An 18,630-nucleotide genomic window follows, 5' to 3' on the forward strand; every position below is an offset into this window, starting at 1 on the left:
CGGACTCCTCTATCCTGTTCCTAAAAAGGGGGAGAATTAAGAAGAGGGAGAGCCACACTTGCTGGCTCTCCCTGTTTACATCACAAGTTTACTTCATTCCTGCCACGGCTTCCATAATGGCTGCCTGAGCTTCTTTCAGAGCAGTCTGCGGATCTTGCGCACCCGTCCAGATGGCAGCTGAAGCGCGGCCAACCGGACCCCACTGGGCAGAGGAGAACGGTGAAGGTGACATCGGAACGCCGATTGCCAGCGCCTTACCGTAACCAGCCACGGCCGGCAGTTGAGCCACTTCGGGATCTTCGATGGCTGCTTTTTGAGCAGGGATGGTTTTGTTGACCAGAGCCAGTTTCTTCTGGACTTCGGCGCTGGTGAAGTACTTCATCACATCCAGTGCCACTTCGGCTTTACCGCGGTCAACTGCGTTCTTGCTCAGCATGAGGGTCTTGATCCCCACGAAGGGTTTACCCATGGAAACGATGGTGTAATCAATACCCGCATCTTCAATACCGGCAATTGCCCACGGGCCGGTCCACCACATGCCAACTTTGCCTTCCTGCAGGGCAGCATTGCAGATATCGTAGCTGTTTTCAGCCAGGGAAACAGCTTTGAGTTTGACCAGCCATTCAGCCGCTTTCAGCGCTTCAGGAGTATCCATGTAGGCGTTGCCGTCTTCATCCACATACGCCGGCACACCGAAACCGAAATAAATCGGTGACATGTGGTAGGCATCTTCAGCCCCAAAGCCCTGATTGCAGATTAGCGGAATTCCCTTATCTGCGTAGAATTTTTCAGCCTTTGCCAGAAGATCATCCCAGGCAAATGGGTCTGTAGGCAGGTATTCTTCGGTGACAAGTGCTTTGTTGGCAACCAGCGCAATACCTTCCATGGTTTCCGGGAGTGCCCAGATTGTATCCATCCAGGTCACACCGTTGATACCCGATTCGGTATAAACGCTCTCAAGGAAGGCTTTGTCAATACCGAAGTCATTCAGCGCAACGATGTTACCCTGCAACGCCTGTTCACCAATTTTGTCGTTTGCCCAACCGATGATGTCGGGACCCTCACCAGCGGGGATGGCCACATTCAAAGCATTGGCTACATCTTCCGGTTTGGAGAGGTCAATTTTGACATTCGGGTGGGAGGCTTCGTAATCCTTGAATGCCTGGGTGATGGCTTCGAGGTACTTTCCATCCCACTGATGCCAGATTGTAATGGTCACCTGCTCGGCAGTGGGAGGAGTGGTGGGTTCTGCAGGAGCTGTAGTGGGTTCTGCAGGAGCCGTAGTGGGTTCTGCGGGGGCAGTGGTTGGCTGTTCCGGCGCAGCCGTCGGGGTAGCCGCAGGCTGGCAGGCTGCCAGAACAAACGAAGCGATCAGCAAAAGGCCGATCAAGGGCATTACTTTCTTAAACATCTCTTTCCTCCTTAAAGAATTTGGATTTTACGAGTCCCTCCGATGGAGGGCAACCCTGGTAAAAGGGTATTCTCTTCTGGGGCAAATAAGTCTTCAAATTGCGCTTGAAAATCCTGCACATCACCTCCTTTCAAATAATTAACTTGCTTCAGCCAGCTGATGTAAACTCAATGAAATTGCCTGAGCAACAGCGCCCATTGCCGAAGAGCGCTTGCCAAGCACGGCAGAAGTAATGGTTACCGCTTGTGATGCGACTTTTAGACTGCGTTGTTTGGCCACCTTGCGCACCGGATCAAGCAGTAAATCACCTACTTGTGCAACCCCTCCGCCAATCACAATCTTGGTCGGATTAAACAGGTTGATCAAATTCGCCAAAGCGGTTCCAAGGTAATATCCTGCTTCCTGAACCAGCTTTTGGGAAAGATGATCACCTTTTCGGGCTGCGGCTATCACGTCCATAGCACTGATCGCCTCTACAGACGGGAGCTCGCTCAAAGTTGTGCGCGCCCCGGCTTTGATGGCAAAAATTGCCTTCTGGGCAATTGCCCGTCCACCAGCCAATGCCTCCAAACAACCCCGGTTTCCGCAGGTGCATAACGGGCCATTCTCTTCTATTGTAACATGCCCAATTTCACCGGCACAGCCGGTTGTGCCGCGATAAATTTGACCATCAATCAGCAAACCTGCCCCGATGCCGGTTCCTACCTTGATATAGACCAGGTTGTCAACTCCACGCCCGGCCCCAAACGCCCACTCTCCTAAGGCGCCAAACTCCGCGTCATTTCCGAGCGTCACCGGGCAGCCCCAGGCTTTTTCCAACCACTCCCGAATGGGGAATAGATCCCAACCCGGCATAATCGGCGGACCGCTCACCATACCCGCATCGGTCACAATGGGGCCCGGTACACCCACCCCAATTGCTGTAATCTGAGCCAGATTTACACCCAATTCGTCCAGCCACGAGCGTAAAAACTGGTCAACAAATGGCAGACAGACCTGCGGCCCCTGGAAAATATCCAGCGAAGCTTCAACCTCATCCATTACATGAGCGAGATAATCCGCCAGCACCAGGGTGACATGAGTTGCGCCAATATCCACCCCCACCACCAGCCCGCCTTGCGGGTTGATTTCCAGCGCAATGGCACGCCGACCCCGTGAAAATTGTCCGTTGGTTTCGCGAACCAACCCGGCTTTGATCAAATCCCCAACAATAGCCGTTACCGCCGCACGGGTCAGTCCCAACTCACGCGAAAGTTCAATTCGAGAAATTCCGCTCGGACTGAAACGGATTAAATCCAGCGTGGCATGCTTGTTAAGATTTTTAACATTCGCTTTGGGAACTTGCCAGATTGTGGTATCCAAACGGCGCATTTCTCCCTGATTCTTGAAACTATTATAACCAAATTGGAAAGAATGTCAAGTAACTTAACAAATACTTTGAAAATACAAAAAAATGTATATACAAGATTCTAACCCAACTCAATCCTTTCGGGTATAATTTTGGCTATGTTTCCAAAATCAGTCTGGCGATTAATCAAAACACCACCTGCGCCCGGCGCTTGGAACATGGCGCTGGATGAATCCATTCTCCAGTTTGTTGCAGCGGGTAAGTCGCTCCCTGTATTGCGTTTATACGCCTGGGAGCCGGCCTGTCTTTCTTTGGGTTACGCTCAGCCCATAAAAGATGTAGATTTTCAAAATCTTGTCGAAAATGGCTGGGAACTGGTGCGACGTCCCACCGGCGGAAGGGCAATTTTGCACACCGACGAACTCACCTACGCTGTTATTGCTCCACAGAATGAACCACGTGTAGCCGGTTCTATTTTGGAAAGTTACCGCCGCCTTTCAACAGCACTGGTCGAGGCTTTGCACCTCCTCGATCTGCCGGCAACAGCCGATAAGGAATATCCTATCCCCGAGGGTAGCCAACCCAATGCTGCGGTCTGTTTCGAAGTGCCCTCCAACTACGAAATCACCGTCCAGGGTAAAAAACTGATTGGCAGCGCACAGGCCCGCCGCTACAAGGGGGTTCTTCAGCACGGGTCTTTGCCATTGTATGGTGACCTTACCCGCATTACTCAGGCGTTGCGCTTTGAGAATGAAACGGAACGCCGGCAGGCTGCTCAGCGTTTACTGGATCACGCCACAACCGTCGAAATGATACTCGGAAAAGTGTTGGACTGGGATACGGCTGCACACGCCTTCAAAACTGCCTTTGAGCAGGTATTAAATATTGAATTTTTGGAAACAGAGCCAGACGTAGAGGAATTAAGTTGCGCTGAAGAATTATTGATTCAAAAATACGCACACCCCTCCTGGACAGAACGCATTTAAACTCTACCCTCCCTACTTGACGAAGATCACGTCGGCGTAACCCAGACTGCGAAACAACCTGCCGAGGTAGGATTCAGCGTTCAATCGCGCCCAATCTAATATCCCATCGGCAATCGCAGCTTTTTCAATTTCCCGAACAGCAGCCTGACGTGCTAGAGTTTCTAAATTGATCTCTCCACGCCGTAAAATCCCCGTTTCGCGGTCATAGACATAGGAAAGATCATTATCCAAAGTAGCCACAAAAATCTCAGCTGCTGGCAATCGAACATATAAAACGCCGTTTTGAACCCATAAATCTTCCGGTTTTAATTTTTCCAGGTCCACCCCTGCGATCACCTTACCATGGGCTACGAAGAGCAACTTATCACCAAATAAAAAACTCAATTCGCCCTGACCTGCCTCGGCAGTAATAATTTTTTCCATGGAATACTGCGCAGTTTCCAATCGCGCGAGCGAGCGGATTTCGTAGATAATGGTCACCGGATCGGGGATGATGGTTGGAGTTGGGTTGAACAACAGGGCCGATTGGGTTGCAATGGCATCCCGCACCTGCTCCATCGGCTGTAAGGCCTCTTGAGTTGTGTTTCGCACCACGGACACTAAAACAATAATCGCCAGTGCAAAGACCAGCGCAAAAGACAGAATAATCAGCAACAGCCCTTTGAAAATCGAATGAACATTCATCTCATCACCTGAATGACTCCTCTATTCATGGACAGAACTTAACTCGGATTATAATCAATATACATTTATTCTGGAGAAATAACTCTGTGAATCAGCCGCTCAGGTTTCTTAAATACAAACCCTTATTATTGAAAATTGTAACCGTAACCATAATGTTGATCATGGCCCTGGCGGCATGTAACACTCAACCGGCCAATACACCAACCCCAACCCCTTCAACAACTCCTACGCCATCTTCAACCTCCACCCCAACCCCCGCACCACTTGGCAGCAGCCAGAATCCGCTGCGAATTGCTTTTTTGCAGGAAACCGAAAGCAATCGCCGCATTGAAATTTCTCGCAGCGAGATTCGCGACAATCTTAAAGAACTAACCGGTTACGAGTTTGAAATCGTGGTTTTTGACAACGCCGCCAATCTGGTCAATGCCTTCAAAGATCAGAAAATTCATCTCGGCTGGCTGCAACCCCTCTCTTACATCCACGCCCACAATCGAGGTTGGGTGAAAATCGGGTTACTGACCAACCATTTTGGCACGTTTTATTACGGTACTCAGTTTTTGGCCAATGTCGAAAGCGGCTATGTTTCCTATTTTGACCCGCTTGCCAACCTCAGCACAGCAGATGCACAAACCGCGCTTGCTCAATTGAATGGAAGCCGGCCCTGCTGGGTCGAACCCGGCTCAATTTCCGGTTACATTCTCCCCTTCGGGATTCTGGAACAGCTCGGCATCCAGACCCAAAACGGCGTATTTGCTCAAACCCATCCAGCCGTGGTACGCTCACTTTACATCAAAGGCATTTGTGATTTCGGAGTCACCTTTTCAATCTCTGGCGACCCGCGCACCTCCAGTCAGGTAATTAACGACTTAACCGACGCTCCACAGCGGGTGATCATCATCTGGCAATCCAATCCCGATATCCCCAACCTGAATCTGTCCTACGCTAATGCGGTGAGCGATTCGATGGTGAAGCAAATCAATGCCGCCTTTCTGGAATTGGTGAAGACCAGTGATGGAAAACGACGCCTCACTCAAGCGTTGAATGATTATGATGTACAGGACCTTCAGGTTGTGGATGATTCGGTTTATGACCCTTTACGCTCGGCTGTACGCTGGTCTGGGGTTGATTTGTCCGATTGGATTGGACGTTGATTCCCTCATTTTTCCGGGCATCACTTCTGGCATGAACCTTGTACTATCCTGAAGAGCGGTTTTCCACTGATGACATGGTAAAATCGCCGCATGGTCAAGAAAATCCTGATGTTCTTAATCCGTTTATTGCTTTTCAGCAGCATTGCCATCATTTTGGGCTTGGGTATTCCCAATATGATTGCGGAGTGGTATGCCCGTGCACGGCAATTTCAGGTTGAGCAAGCCCCTTCTGCGCCGGTAGCCATTGTGTTTGGCGCGGGTCTGACCCGCGATGGCCAACCCTCCCCCGTCCTGCGGGATCGCGTGGCTACAGCAGTTCAGTTGTATTTTGATGGGAAAGTTCAAAAAATTCTCATGAGCGGAGATAACCGATTTGTGGATTACAATGAACCCGGTGCGATGAAACGCTATGCTCTTTCGCTGGGAGTGCCAGAAGCAGACATCGTTTTGGATTATGCCGGCCGCCGTACTTATGATACCTGCTACCGCGCCCGTCATATTTTTGGTGTTCGTGAGGCAATTCTGGTCACCCAACGGTTTCACCTGCCGCGCGCCATTTTTACCTGTAATGGCCTCGGGGTTGATTCGGTTGGCGTCATTGCCGATCAACGGACTTACAGTCAATACGCTCACCGTTTTTGGCGCATCCGTGAAATACCCGCAACCGCCATGGCTTTTGTGGATGTGTTTATAACCCGCCCATTACCCGTACTGGGGGAACCCGAACCGATTTTCGGTGTGAACGACGAATCTTCTTTACAGGAGCAGGCTCACCCATGAACCGAGATGAGGCATTCCAAATCGTCAGAGAATTTGTAAAAAATCAGAATTTGGTTAATCACATGCTGGCCGTCGAGGCAGCCATGCAATTCTATGCCCTCCAATTAAACCAGGATGTAGAACTCTGGCGAGTGACCGGTCTCCTGCATGATTTTGATTGGGAAATCCACCCAACACTGGAAGAACATCCGCAAGCCGGTGTGCCAATTTTGCGGGAGCGCGGCGTTCCCGAAGAAATCATTCGCGCCATTCTCAGCCATGCTGATCACACGGGGGTTCCACGCCAGACTTTAATGGAAAAAGCCCTGTACGCCTGCGATGAAGTTACCGGTTTAATCACCGCCGTTGCACTGGTGCGTCCAAGTCGCTCTCTATATGACCTCACCTCTTCCTCAGTAAAGAAGAAATGGAAAGACCGTGCTTTTGCCGCCGGCGCAAACCGGGAGGAAATCGCCCGCGGGGCGGAAGAATTCGGCGTGGAATTATGGCAACATGTGGACAATGTTATTCTGGCTATGCGAAGTATCGCCCCTCAATTGGGGCTTGAAGGCAATCTCAAGCCTCAATAAATAATCACACCTGCATCAGGGAGGATGACATGACTGGATTAGTGGGGAAAGGTTTTTTTATCTGGAAAATTCAAGATTGTGAGGGGGGCAACCCTCTGGCAATTGCCAGCGCCGCTCAACAGGCCGGTTTCTCCCATGTTCTCGTTAAAATCGCCGATGGCGGCTGGCCGGTCAATATTGATCGCAAAAACAATACCGACCCGCTTCCGCCGGTAGTTCAGGCTATTCGCGATAAAGGCATTCAGGTTTGGGGCTGGCATTATGTTTATGGGAACGATCCGCTGGCAGAGGCCAACATTGCCATCCGGCGCATTCAACAATTTCAACTGGACGGTTACGTCATTGATGCGGAAATCGAGTACAAGCAAGCCGGTAAAGAGCGCGCCGCCCGCCGCTTTATGGGTAAGCTGCGCGAAGCTTTGCCCAACCTGCCCATGGCGCTTTCCTCTTATCGCTTTCCATCCTATCACCCCCAACTGCCCTGGAAAGTTTTTCTTGAATACGTGGACTTCAACATGCCTCAGGTATATTGGGAAAAAGCCCACAATCCTGAAGCACAACTGCGGCGCAGTGTTCGAGAGTTTCAGGGTATGACCCCATTTCGGCCGGTCATTCCTACCGGCCCAACCTATAAAACTGGCGGATGGGCACCCACCGAACAGGACATTCTCGAATTTTTACGCACCGTGCAGGCTTTAGGACTGAGTGCGGTTAACTTTTTTTCATGGGATGAATGTCGTAAACAAACTCCGGCCCTCTGGGATGTCATCGCTCATTTTTCGTTGTCACCCCAGCCACCCCCTCCCGATATTATTGAACTGTATTTCCAGGCACTCAACCTGCACGATCCTTCCTTGATCCTTCATCTCTACCATCCCGATGCCGTCCACATCACCCCAGCGCGGGTTATTCAGGGAAGTCAGGCAATTCGGGCATGGTACACCACCCTGTTTAATGATCTTTTACCGGCTGCAACTTTTACGCTAACCCACGCTTCTCAAAGCGGCAACAGCCGCCACTTCAACTGGACAGCCCAATCCGGCAACATCATGGTTAAAAACGGCAGCGATACTGTTGGAATCATGGATGGCAAAATAGCCTACCATTACACCAACTTCACTATTTCCGCATAATACTACTCTTTACTGCGCCTTCGCCCCCGCTTCTTCGGTGTTTGTTGGATCACTTCCGCCTGGGATGCAGGGGGAATTGCTGGCTTTTTCCTCGCTGTTGCCTTGGGAGTAGAATTTTTTTTCGTTGCCGGTGACGCGGTTTGGGGTTTTCTTTTCGTTTGCCCTTTGGGTTTTGAAACCTCTCCGATGCTTTCCAGAGGCAATTCCGCCTGTTTGGTTTGCACCCCTTTTCTTTCGCCCTTGACCTCTCTGGCGGGTTTTTGGGATGAGCGGGATGGCTCAGCAACCGCTTTCTCGGGAACTTGCCGGCTTCGCCTCACCGACTTTTCGGGTCTGGATGTCTCCCATTTTCCCAAATGATGAATCACCGCCTTGAGCCCTCTCACCTTCTCGCCGCCTTTCAGGTCGAAAATCGGCTTGCCATTGGTTGCGCGTTTCATCAACGGGATACTATCCATGCGGATGCTTTTCGCCGCCAGATGGTCAAAATAAACCAGGATATTTCGATCCCCCGCTCCGCTTACCGCACCTACCAACCCGTTGCCTTTGACCAAACGCGCTGCGATGATTCCCTGCCCGTATCTTCCCTGTAACACGGTTTGAGAAGCGGGAATACGCCATCCTTTTCCATCTTCAGTCATCAAAAGTAAATCTTCATCCGGGTTGAACACCATGCAACCGATTACTTCATCGCCGCTGCTCAACTTTATTCCATTGACACCGGCAGCAACCAACCCCATCGGGCGGACTTCACTTTCGGCAAATCGAATCATCATTCCGCTCTTGCTCACCAGAATGATCTCCTCGTTTCCCTCAGTGATTAATACACTCACCAGTTCATCACCGGGATTAATTTTTACCAGTGTAAAGGTCTGCGCCGAAGGGCCGGGCAATTCCCGTAGCTCGGTTTTTTTCACCATACCATTACGGCTGATAGTTACAATAAAAAAATCTTTCTCCTGGGGAATCTTCAAAGGAGCCGAGAATAAAACCACCGGCAGGCTTTCACTGCTGAGTGGACAGGCTTTGGAAATGAGTATTCCCTCGCTGAAATTTTCCACATCCGGCAGGGATTGGATCGCAATCGCCGCACACCTCCCATCCCGAGCAGCCAGATAGAGGGTATGGTTTGAACTGCAAAGAAGGATTGTTTCGGGAGCGTCTTTTCCGGTTAAGCGGGGTTGCTTTTCAGCGGAGATTCTGCCAATCAATCCCTCTCGGGTAACCCCCACCCAGACCTTTTCCTCGGGCATTAATTCACTGGTTGTCAGTACATCTTTTGCCGCTTCACCCTGTTTGAGTGAGACAATCTGGGTCCGCCGTCGGTCTGCATATTTTTGCTTAACGCTGATTAGTTCTTCGGCTACAGCTTCGCGCAACTTTTTTGCTGAACGTAGTAATTCCGTCAGGGTTTTGATAATCTTGAGCGTTTCCTGATATTCCAGCTCGATCTTTTTTCGCTCTAATGCAGCCAAACGCCTCAATTGCATTTCGAGAATCGCATTAGCCTGAATTTCGCTGAGTTTATACCGTTTCATTAACTTAATCCGGGCATCCTCCACGTCTTGCGCCTTGCGGATCAGGTTGATCATTTCATCCAGATTAGCCAGTGCAATCCGCAGTCCTTCAAGGATGTGAGCCCGCTGGCGAGCCTTTTCAAGATCATGTTCGCTGCGCCGCCGAACCACCGTAATCCGGTGATCCAGATACACCCGCAAAGCCTGTTTCAAGGAAAGCAGACGCGGTTCACCGTCCACGAGTGCCAACAACGAAATACGAAAAGTGGATTGTAGAGGAGTGCGCCGATAAAGTTCACGCAGAACGTTTTGTTCTTCGGCTACTTTATTCAATTCGATCACAATTCGCATCCCCTGCCGATCCGATTCGTCCCGCAGGTCGCTGATTCCCTCCAGCTCGTTTTCACGGGCAAGTTCGGCAATCCGTTCAATCAGCGATGATTTATTAATCTGATAGGGTAATTCGGTGATGATAATGCGGCTCTTACCTCTGCCCATTTCCTCCAGCTGTACTTTTCCGCGCAGCGTAACCTTACCTCTACCGGTCGCATACGCTGTGAGCAAATCTTCTCCGCCGTCTTCCTGAAGAATGATGCCGCCAGTAGGAAAATCAGGCCCACGCACAAATTTTATGAGGTCATCAACACCAATATCCTCCAATCGTTCCCATCGTTCCAACATATAGATGAGCGCATCAATCACCTCACCCAAATTGTGGGGAGGTATACTGGTAGCCATGCCCACAGCAATGCCGGAAGCACCGTTGATCAGCAAATTTGGCAAAGCAGCTGGCAGCACAAGTGGTTCATTCAAAGAATCATCAAAATTCCGATCAAAATCAACCGTATCACGGTCCAACTGGAGCAGTAAATCCAAAGCAATCGGCGTCAGGCGCGCTTCAGTGTAGCGCATGGCAGCCGGTGGATCGCCGTCAATCGAGCCAAAATTACCTTGTCCATCCACCAGCGGGTAACGCATCGTAAAATCCTGGGCCATGCGCGCCATAGCTTCGTATACTGCCTGATCCCCATGAGGGTGATACTTCCCCAAAACCTCACCAACTATTCTGGCAGATTTTTTATAGGCGGAATCGGCTCTCAGCCCCATATCGTACATGCCATACAGGATCCGCCGCTGCACCGGTTTCAAACCATCCCGCGCATCCGGCAAAGCCCGGGCAACAATCACGCTCATGGCATAATCCAGATAGGATTGCTGCATTTCATGGTCAATATCCACTTTACGAACGAGTCCAATCTCCATCAAAACCACTCCTCGCTGGATCGGAATATATATAAAATAATTTTCATTTCAGTTTATCACGGAAAGGCAGGTTTCAGACTTAAAAACAGCGAGGGCATGTTTGCCCTCGCTGTCGTCCAAACTGTTTGAGAAATTAATCTGAACTGGTAATGTTCGCCACGGAAATGCGGTGAACTTCCTTATCGTTGTTTTGGTTTTCCTGTAGGGCTTTAAAACGCCCGTACTCGAAGCCTGTTCCAGCCGGAATCAGTTTACCGATGATCACATTTTCCTTCAAACCATACAACGGATCCTCAGCTCCGGCAATGGCTGCCCCTGCCAGGACTTTGATGGTGTGCTGGAAGGAAGAGGCAGAGAGGAAAGAATCGGTACTCAACGAGGCTTTGGTCACACCCAGCAAAATCTCCGCAAAGCGCGCCGGCTGTTTGCCTTCACGAATCATCTGTTCATTTACGCGGCGCAGTTCAAGCCGATCCACGATATCCATCGGCAGGTAATGCGTATCGCCCGGCCGAATCACCTGTACCCGTCCCATCATCTTGCGGATGATCACCTCAAAGTGCTTGTCGTTGATGTTTTGACCCTGCGCGCGATAAACCTTCTGAATTTCGCTCAACAGGTACAACTGACAGGCTTCGCGACCCTTGATCTTCAAAATGGTGTGCGGATTCAGGGAGCCCTCGGTCAAAGGCTGACCCGCTTCAACGTGTTCACCATCTTTGATCAAAATGCGCGAGGTTGAAGGAATTTCATATTCCTCTGATTCACGCTGTTCATAAGTCACGATGACTTTGCGCCCTTCAATGCGCACCCGGCCGGTGTGTTGTGCGGTGATGGAAGCCTCGCCTTGCACTGCAATTGGATCACTTAACGAGACCGTTCCCTCATCCTTGACGACAATGTCCCAGCCCTCTGGAATTTCATACTCATCACTGACCAGTTCACTGTGCTCAACTCGCACCATTCGCTGATCGCTGTATCGGTCAGATTGGATGATTTTGGCCACGCCGGAAATGCGGGTGATAACGGCTTCACCTTTGGGCATCCGTCTGGCTTCGAACAACTCCTCCACGCGCGGCAGACCGGTAGTAATATCACCACCGGCAGCCACACCACCGGTGTGGAAAGTACGCAGGGTTAACTGTGTGCCGGGCTCGCCAATGGATTGGGCGGCAACGATACCCACCGCTGCTCCTAACTCAACCATCTTCCCGCGACCAAGATCCATACCATAACACTTGGCACATACACCGTGAATCAATTCACAAGTCAGCGGCGAGCGCACCTTGACCTCATCAATGCCAGCCTGCAGCAACCGTCGGATTCGGTCATGGTCCAACAAGTCATCCCGTTCGGCCAGCACTTCACCCGTCATGGGGTCAATCACGCGTTGGGCAACGGTACGGCCGTACAGGCGTGCGCTCAAGGGTTGTCCGGCCACGTCATCCGACTTGCGCATCCAGATGCCTTCCTGGGTGCCGCAGTCCACCTCATTGACGATCATGTCCTGGGCCACATCGACAAGGCGACGGGTCAGGTAACCGGCATCTGCTGTACGCAAAGCCGTATCCGCCAGACCTTTGCGCGCGCCGTGGGTGGAAATGAAGTATTCCAGCGCGGTCAGTCCCTCACGGAAGTTGGATTGAATCGGCAGGCGGATGATGCGGCCAGCCGGATCTGCCATCAAGCCGCGCATTCCTGCCAGCTGTGAAATCGGCCCAAAACCGCCCTTCGTCGCACCCGAGTTGGCCATCGTTGCCAGATTGCCGGTCGGATTCATTGCGCGCCGCACAGCATCGGCAACTTCTTTGGTGGTCTGCTGCCAGATCTCAATTTCCCGTTCGTTGCGCTCCTGTTCGGTCAGTAAACCACGCCGGTAAGAACGCTGAACATTTTCGATTTTCTGTTGGGCGCGTTCCAAAATTTCTTTTTTATCTTCTGGCATGGTGATGTCATCAACCGAGATTGTCGCCCCTGACCGCATGGCGTATTCAAACCCAATATCCTTAATGCGGTCAGCAACATCTGTGGTTACTTCCTCGCCACAAAACTCATAAACATCGGCAATCAGGTCTTTAACACCACCCTTATCGAGTGTTTCGTTGACAAATTGAACTTTTTCAGGCAGGATGCGATTGAACAGGGCACGTCCAACGGTTGTTTCGACCATCGTCCGGCGCGGTTCTGACAGGCGATTATTGTGGTCATCATACCAGGTATCTACCACCACCTTAATGCGGGTATGCACATGCACCTGCTCCAGCTGGTAAGCCAGTTCAACCTCATCCAGATCGGTAAAGTATCTCCCGTTACCGGGGTGTTCTTTTTCATCGGTCATGGTCAGATAATACACACCCAGCACCATATCTTTGGACGGGCTGATGATCGGTTCACCATCTGCCGGTTTAAGCAGGTTGCGCGAAGAGAGCATCAGCTCGCGGGCTTCACGCACGGCTTTTTCTGAAAGCGGTACATGCACTGCCATTTGATCGCCGTCAAAGTCCGCATTGAAAGCAGTGGTAACCAGTGGATGTAATTGAATGGCACTCCCTTCAATCAAAATCGGTTCAAAAGCCTGAATACCCAGACGGTGAAGGGTCGGAGCACGGTTCAACAAAACCGGACGGTCTTTGATGACCTCTTCGAGGACTTCCCACACCTCAGGCCGATTACGTTCAATGAAACGCCGGGCGCCTTTCACATTGGCGGCATATCCATGCGCCACCAGCCGGGCAATCACAAATGGACGGAACAATTCCAAAGCCATGGTCTTGGGCAGGCCGCATTGATACAGTTTGAGCGTGGGACCAACCACAATCACCGAGCGGCCGGAGTAGTCCACCCGTTTACCAAGTAAGTTACGGCGAAAACGACCTTTCTTACCCTTGAGCATATCACTCAGAGATTTCAGTTCGCGCCGGCCTCTCCGCGAAAGCGCTTTACCGCGTTGCGAGTTATCAATCAGCGAGTCGACGGCTTCCTGAAGCATCCGTTTCTCGTTGCGCACAATCACGTCCGGTGCGCCCAGTTCAAGCAGCCGTTTCAAACGGTTGTTGCGATTGATCACACGCCGGTAAAGATCGTTCAAGTCTGAGGTAGCAAACCGTCCGCCATCCAGCTGCACCATCGGACGCAGGTCAGGAGGAATCACTGGTAAAACCGTGAGAATCATCCATTCCGGACGATTTTGAGAACGGCGGAACGCTTCCACCACTTTCAGCCGGGTAGTTGCCTTCTTGCGTTTTTGCTTACTCTTGGAAGTGCGTACTTCGTGCCACAATTCTTCGGAGAGTTTATCCAAATCGAGGCGTCGAAGTACGTCGTAGAAGGCTTCTGCACCCATATCCGCCCGGAAAACCTGGCCCCAGCGTGATTTGAGTTCTCGGTAGCGGTTTTCCGTCAGGAACGTAAAGGGACGCAATTCCTGTAATTCATCGCGCAAACGGGAATTGGCATTTTGAGAGACGTTGGATTGATCTTCCAGCTGATTGCGCAGCGCCTCCATTTCCATTTCGGCTTGCGCGCGTACTTCTTCAATTTGCATTTTGATCTGTTCCAGGTCGCGCTGGAACTGATCGCGGAATTCATTTTCCAGCTCGTCCAGCCGTTCTTTGACAACACGCTGCACCCGTCCAATATGTTGAGCAGAAATCGTCTCGCCGGCTGCTACGATTTCGGTATTGGTTGCCGAAAAAACAATCATCGTACGGGTAACATTACCAACCTTATCTTGCAACTGACGTTCAAGCGACTGTCCCTCTTGAATGACCGGTTCCAAACGCTGGGCAATCAATTCATCACGGCGAGCTTCCATGTCCTGCCGACGCTGATTCAATTCGCCAATTTTTCGGTCACGCGCCTGCTTGACTTCCAGAATCCGCGCATTGATTTCGGCCGCCTGCTCCCGCTCGGAAACGCTGATTTCATCTTCCAGACGTTTGAGAGCCTTGTTACGGGCATCCTCATCCACATAGGTGACAATGTATTGAGCAAAATACAGAACACGGTCCAGGTTACGGCGCGAAATATCCAGCAACAACCCGAGGTAAGAAGGTACACGGCGGGTGTACCAGATATGGGCTACCGGGGTGGCCAGCTCAATATGTCCCATCCGCTCGCGCCGAACAGAGGCACGCGTTACTTCCACACCACATTTATCACAAACAATGCCCTTGTAGCGTGGATTTTTATACTTTCCACAATAACATTGATAATCGCGGGTGGGACCAAAAATGGCTTCGCAGAAAAGTCCATCCTTTTCAGGCCGCAAACGGCGGTAGTTGATGGTTTCAGGTTTTAATACTTCCCCATAAGACCAGCTGCGAATAGTATCGGGGGATGCAAGGCTAATGCGCAATGCAACTAAGCTTTTCGTTTCCACGAACGTGCCTCCTCTGTTACTTCAAACCAGACAATTTAAACAAATAGAAACGCACGAGAGTCCTTCCCTTGCGTTGAACTTATGAAATTAACCAATCGTATACATGCATGCAAACAATAATTATAGCACAATCTGTCAATATTCAAGTGGTAAAAGCATATTAATTTTCATTTTTTAAGATTTGCAACGCCCCCTTCCCGAATATCTTCCTCCGGCATCACCTGCGGTTGATCCGTCGGTAATTCCATGTAAAAAGTGCTTCCTTTGCCCAGCTGGCTGTCCACCCAGACCCGTCCGTGGTGCCGCTCAGCAATGGATTTGACAATTGCCAGCCCCAATCCCGATCCCCGCTTTTCATAGGCTTCGCGCCGCCCGCTTCGGTAGAACTTCTCAAATAAACGAGGCAAATCCAGCGGAGCAATTCCGATGCCGTTGTCATGAACCTCAAATGTCAATCTTTCATTCCCTGCACGCACACGCACAACTACCTGCCCATCTTTGCGTGTGTATTTTATAGCATTATCTACCAGATTAATCAAGGCCTGCTGTAATAATGCCAGATCCGCCTTAATCAACAGTCGTTTTCCATCGGCAGGTCCTTCAAAGGTGAGCTGGATATTTTTCTGTGAGGCATGCGCCTGATACTGACGGATAATTTTCTCCACCACGATCATCGGATCCAATTCTTCTAACTTAAGCGGTATGCCCGACTCAATCCGGCTCAGATCCAGTAAATTATTAACCAGATGAGTCATGTCTTCCACTGTTGAAACAATCTTATTCACATAGACTTGCTGCTGTTCGTTCAACTCACCAATCATGGAAAGCATGCTACTATACCCGCGCAGTAAGGTCAAAGGTGTGCGCAAATCATGGCTGACCGTTGCAACGATTTCGGATTTAAGGGTATCCAGTTCCTTGTAATGAGTGATATCCCGCAGCACGCACACCTTGCCTACCTGAGAATCTTCACCCATTACCGGCGCAACACTGGCATAAAACACTTTCCCATTGGATAACTGAATCTCACGTGAGGCAATCCGATCCTCCAGAGAACCACTGATTAATTTGATCAGATTTTCGGAGGTAACCACCTCTTGTAAAGGACGCCCCGGCAAGGCGGCCGAAATCAAACCCGGAATGTGCATGGCAGCCGGATTGAGCAATAATAAACGATCTTTTTCATCAAACACCAGGACCGGCTCCGGCACGGAGGCAAGCACAGCTTCTAATCGGCGTCTGCCGATTTCCGCAGAGGCGTACAGGCGGGAGTTTGCGGCTGCCAGGGCAGCCTCGCTGGCAAGCGTATTGAGGAAACGCACTTCGTCTTCGGTAAAATTCATGGGTTTGTCATACGCCAGCCAAAACGCTCCATAATAGGTTGTTTCAAAAAATAAACCAAAGGCAATCAAAGCGGCCGGATGCGGCTTGCCATTTACAGCACTGATGCGGCGAACCCGGTTGGTATTCGGAATGGATAGCAAATGGTGAGATCGCATCTGCTCGAATATCTGACCGTCCAGATGCTGATAAAGATCCGGTTGTTTTCCTGCTCCCCAGCCCACCAGTTGATCCCCCTCCATTCCAATTTGCACTTCTTGAATAAGAACAACCCGCGCAGAAACACATTCATCGTCCAATGCTGCTTTGAGGATCGGCTGAATCGCTTCGGAAATTTCCAGATTTGCTGCCACCCCCTGACTTACCACCAATAATTGGTTAAGCTCTTCCAGCCTCTTTTTGAGGCTTAATCGCATGGTTTCAAACGCTTTAGCCAGCCGACCAATTTCGTCGCTACCTTTGCTCTCAATTGTGTGATCCAGTTCCCCGTGAGAAATCCGCACGGCCTGATCAGTCAATTTGAGCAAGTTGTGGGTTACCAGCCGTACAATGCCAAACACCAACACCGACCCGGCACCAAACAAGATCAGTAAAACCACCAAGGTGGGCACAGCAATGTTTAAAGCGATTTGTTGGGCAACACTGGCGGGCACCCGTGCCACAATCTGCCATGGCCGGCCAGTGACCTGCTGCACCAGCACCAATAAACGAGTGCCGGTCGGCGAAGTCTCTTCATATAACCCTCTTCCAGCCTCTAACCGGCCAACAAACTGCTCGGGTGCTGTGAGAGGTGTGGCAATAGATGTTTGGTAAAGGATGTATCCCTGTTCATCGAGAATAAAACCTTCACCGCCATTCTCCAATACACCTTCCAAAGCACTGAGGGCGGGTTGGGTGAATGGGTTGGACTCAAAATCCGTCCTGCCGAGAACTGCACCCAAAACATCTCCTGCTTCATCCTTTATTGCTGCAATAAAGGATACCTGCGCCGATTTTTCGCCGGGTGAGGGTGAGAGTGGATAAACCTGCACCACGACCCCCTTTAAAGCCAGCCCAATCCCCACCTCTTCGTCTGGCGAAAAATTGAAGTCCTCGCTGCTGATGGGCGGGTAGCTGGTCAGGGGTTGACGCTGCACATTGACCACCACCAACTGTCGAAAATAAGGCACCGCCCTTATACTCTCCATCAAAAGAAGTTGACTTTCTGAGGGTGGGTTTTGGACTAATTCGGGCTGTGCCATGTCAATGATTAAACTCTGACCGGCTTCTAAAAAATATGGCAAAGTCTCGGAAGCAACCCGCGTCAAACCTTCCAGACGCGATTCCATCATCTGCCTTGCGGCTCGGCCAGCCACCCACCAATCCGCCAAAATCAAGATGACAAACAGCAGCACTGCCAGAGGGAGGGTAAACAACAAAAAGCGGGCTTGCAGGCTCACCTCACTGGGCGAGGCAATCAGTTGCACAGGTTTACGCCAGACGGCTGGAAGAAACAGGTAAAAGACCTCAAAAAATAATCCTGCCAGCCCTAATTCAATCCCACGAATGAGATAATGCTGCCAGTTTTGCACCAGCGTAAAATCTAATCGTTCGGCAAGTGAACCGGGAATGGAAAAAAATGAAATTAATAAAAATAAAGGCAGGAAAGCGATCCAGACAGTAATTGCTCCACCTAAAGGATGACGTACCACCTTATAAAAAGGCGTGCGGTAATTTTGCGAAAGCGCAACGCCGATAAATAAACCTAAAAAGCCCCACTCGATAAATGAAAACAGGTCATGGGTGACGAACAGACCAAGGAACAGGCCTGTGATTAATCCAGTAAAAAATGCGGGGAGCGCCCCCGCCAATCCTGCCGCCATGAAAATGGGGAATGCTAAAAAAACCAACACTCCCGTTCGATTCACTTCAAGCGGGAGATTTGGTATGGCGGCAGACTGCAAGAGTGTCGGTCTAAATTCGATCAGTAAAATCGCTAGTGGAACCAGTGCCAGGGACGCCAGGAAAATTTTCCATCGTAAAGGTCGCCGAAAATTGGAAGAGCCCCAGATACCCCTGGCGCTAAG

General features: G+C 50.6%; 11 protein-coding genes. 5 read left to right on the plus strand and 6 right to left on the minus strand.

Annotated elements, in window-relative coordinates; translation table 11 throughout:
• Nucleotides 1–88 precede the first annotated feature (88 nt).
• Together VAE48_RS15305 and VAE48_RS15310 are read right to left on the minus strand one after the other, a co-directional pair.
• Nucleotides 89–1,411, minus strand: coding sequence for an extracellular solute-binding protein (locus tag VAE48_RS15305; RefSeq protein WP_322794203.1), 1,323 nt, complete (start codon nt 1,409–1,411; stop codon nt 89–91).
• A gap of 138 nt (nt 1,412–1,549) precedes the next feature.
• On the minus strand, nt 1,550–2,782 hold the full coding sequence (locus VAE48_RS15310) for an ROK family transcriptional regulator (protein WP_322794204.1): 1,233 nt from the start codon (nt 2,780–2,782) through the stop codon (nt 1,550–1,552).
• Between the two features lie 135 nt (nt 2,783–2,917).
• Here VAE48_RS15310 and VAE48_RS15315 point away from each other — a divergent pair, with 135 nt between their 5' ends.
• The gene (locus tag VAE48_RS15315; protein WP_322794205.1) at nt 2,918–3,745 is read left to right on the plus strand and encodes a biotin/lipoate A/B protein ligase family protein; all 828 of its coding nucleotides are present in this window, start codon (nt 2,918–2,920) and stop codon (nt 3,743–3,745) included.
• Nucleotides 3,746–3,757: 12 nt separating this feature from the next.
• Here VAE48_RS15315 and VAE48_RS15320 read toward each other — a convergent pair whose 3' ends face one another.
• Nucleotides 3,758–4,429 (minus strand): DUF4230 domain-containing protein, encoded by a 672-nt coding sequence (locus VAE48_RS15320; protein WP_322794206.1) that lies wholly within the window; start codon nt 4,427–4,429, stop codon nt 3,758–3,760.
• 86 nt (nt 4,430–4,515) lie between these two features.
• On the opposite strand from VAE48_RS15320, the gene VAE48_RS15325 reads away from it, so the two are divergent.
• The 4 genes from VAE48_RS15325 to VAE48_RS15340 all read left to right on the plus strand — a co-directional run bounded on the left by VAE48_RS15325 (nt 4,516) and on the right by VAE48_RS15340 (nt 8,062).
• On the plus strand, nt 4,516–5,580 hold the full coding sequence (locus VAE48_RS15325) for a phosphate/phosphite/phosphonate ABC transporter substrate-binding protein (protein ID WP_322794207.1): 1,065 nt from the start codon (nt 4,516–4,518) through the stop codon (nt 5,578–5,580).
• 90 nt (nt 5,581–5,670) lie between these two features.
• On the plus strand, nt 5,671–6,360 hold the full coding sequence (locus tag VAE48_RS15330; RefSeq protein WP_322794208.1) for a SanA/YdcF family protein: 690 nt from the start codon (nt 5,671–5,673) through the stop codon (nt 6,358–6,360).
• Nucleotides 6,357–6,929, plus strand: coding sequence for an HDIG domain-containing metalloprotein (locus tag VAE48_RS15335; protein WP_322794209.1), 573 nt, complete (start codon nt 6,357–6,359; stop codon nt 6,927–6,929). Before VAE48_RS15330 ends, VAE48_RS15335 begins: the two co-directional genes overlap by 4 nt.
• Before the next feature lie 29 nt (nt 6,930–6,958).
• A complete protein-coding gene (locus VAE48_RS15340) occupies nt 6,959–8,062 on the plus strand; it encodes a nuclear transport factor 2 family protein (RefSeq protein WP_322794210.1) in 1,104 nt (367 codons plus the stop codon).
• Between the two features lie 2 nt (nt 8,063–8,064).
• Here the strand turns inward: VAE48_RS15340 and gyrA are convergent, their stop codons facing one another.
• The 3 genes from gyrA to VAE48_RS15355 form a co-directional block, all read right to left on the minus strand.
• The gene (gene gyrA, locus VAE48_RS15345) at nt 8,065–10,842 is read right to left on the minus strand and encodes a DNA gyrase subunit A (protein WP_322794211.1); all 2,778 of its coding nucleotides are present in this window, start codon (nt 10,840–10,842) and stop codon (nt 8,065–8,067) included.
• A 133-nt stretch (nt 10,843–10,975) separates the two neighbouring features.
• Entirely contained in the window at nt 10,976–15,223 is a 4,248-nt protein-coding gene (gene rpoC, locus VAE48_RS15350) for a DNA-directed RNA polymerase subunit beta' (protein ID WP_322794212.1), read from the minus strand.
• A 167-nt stretch (nt 15,224–15,390) separates the two neighbouring features.
• A complete protein-coding gene (locus tag VAE48_RS15355; protein ID WP_322794213.1) occupies nt 15,391–18,426 on the minus strand; it encodes an ATP-binding protein in 3,036 nt (1,011 codons plus the stop codon).
• Nucleotides 18,427–18,630 lie beyond the last annotated feature (204 nt).

Source organism: Bellilinea sp. (assembly GCF_034432615.1).
Lineage (GTDB): Bacteria > Chloroflexota > Anaerolineae > Anaerolineales > Anaerolineaceae > Bellilinea.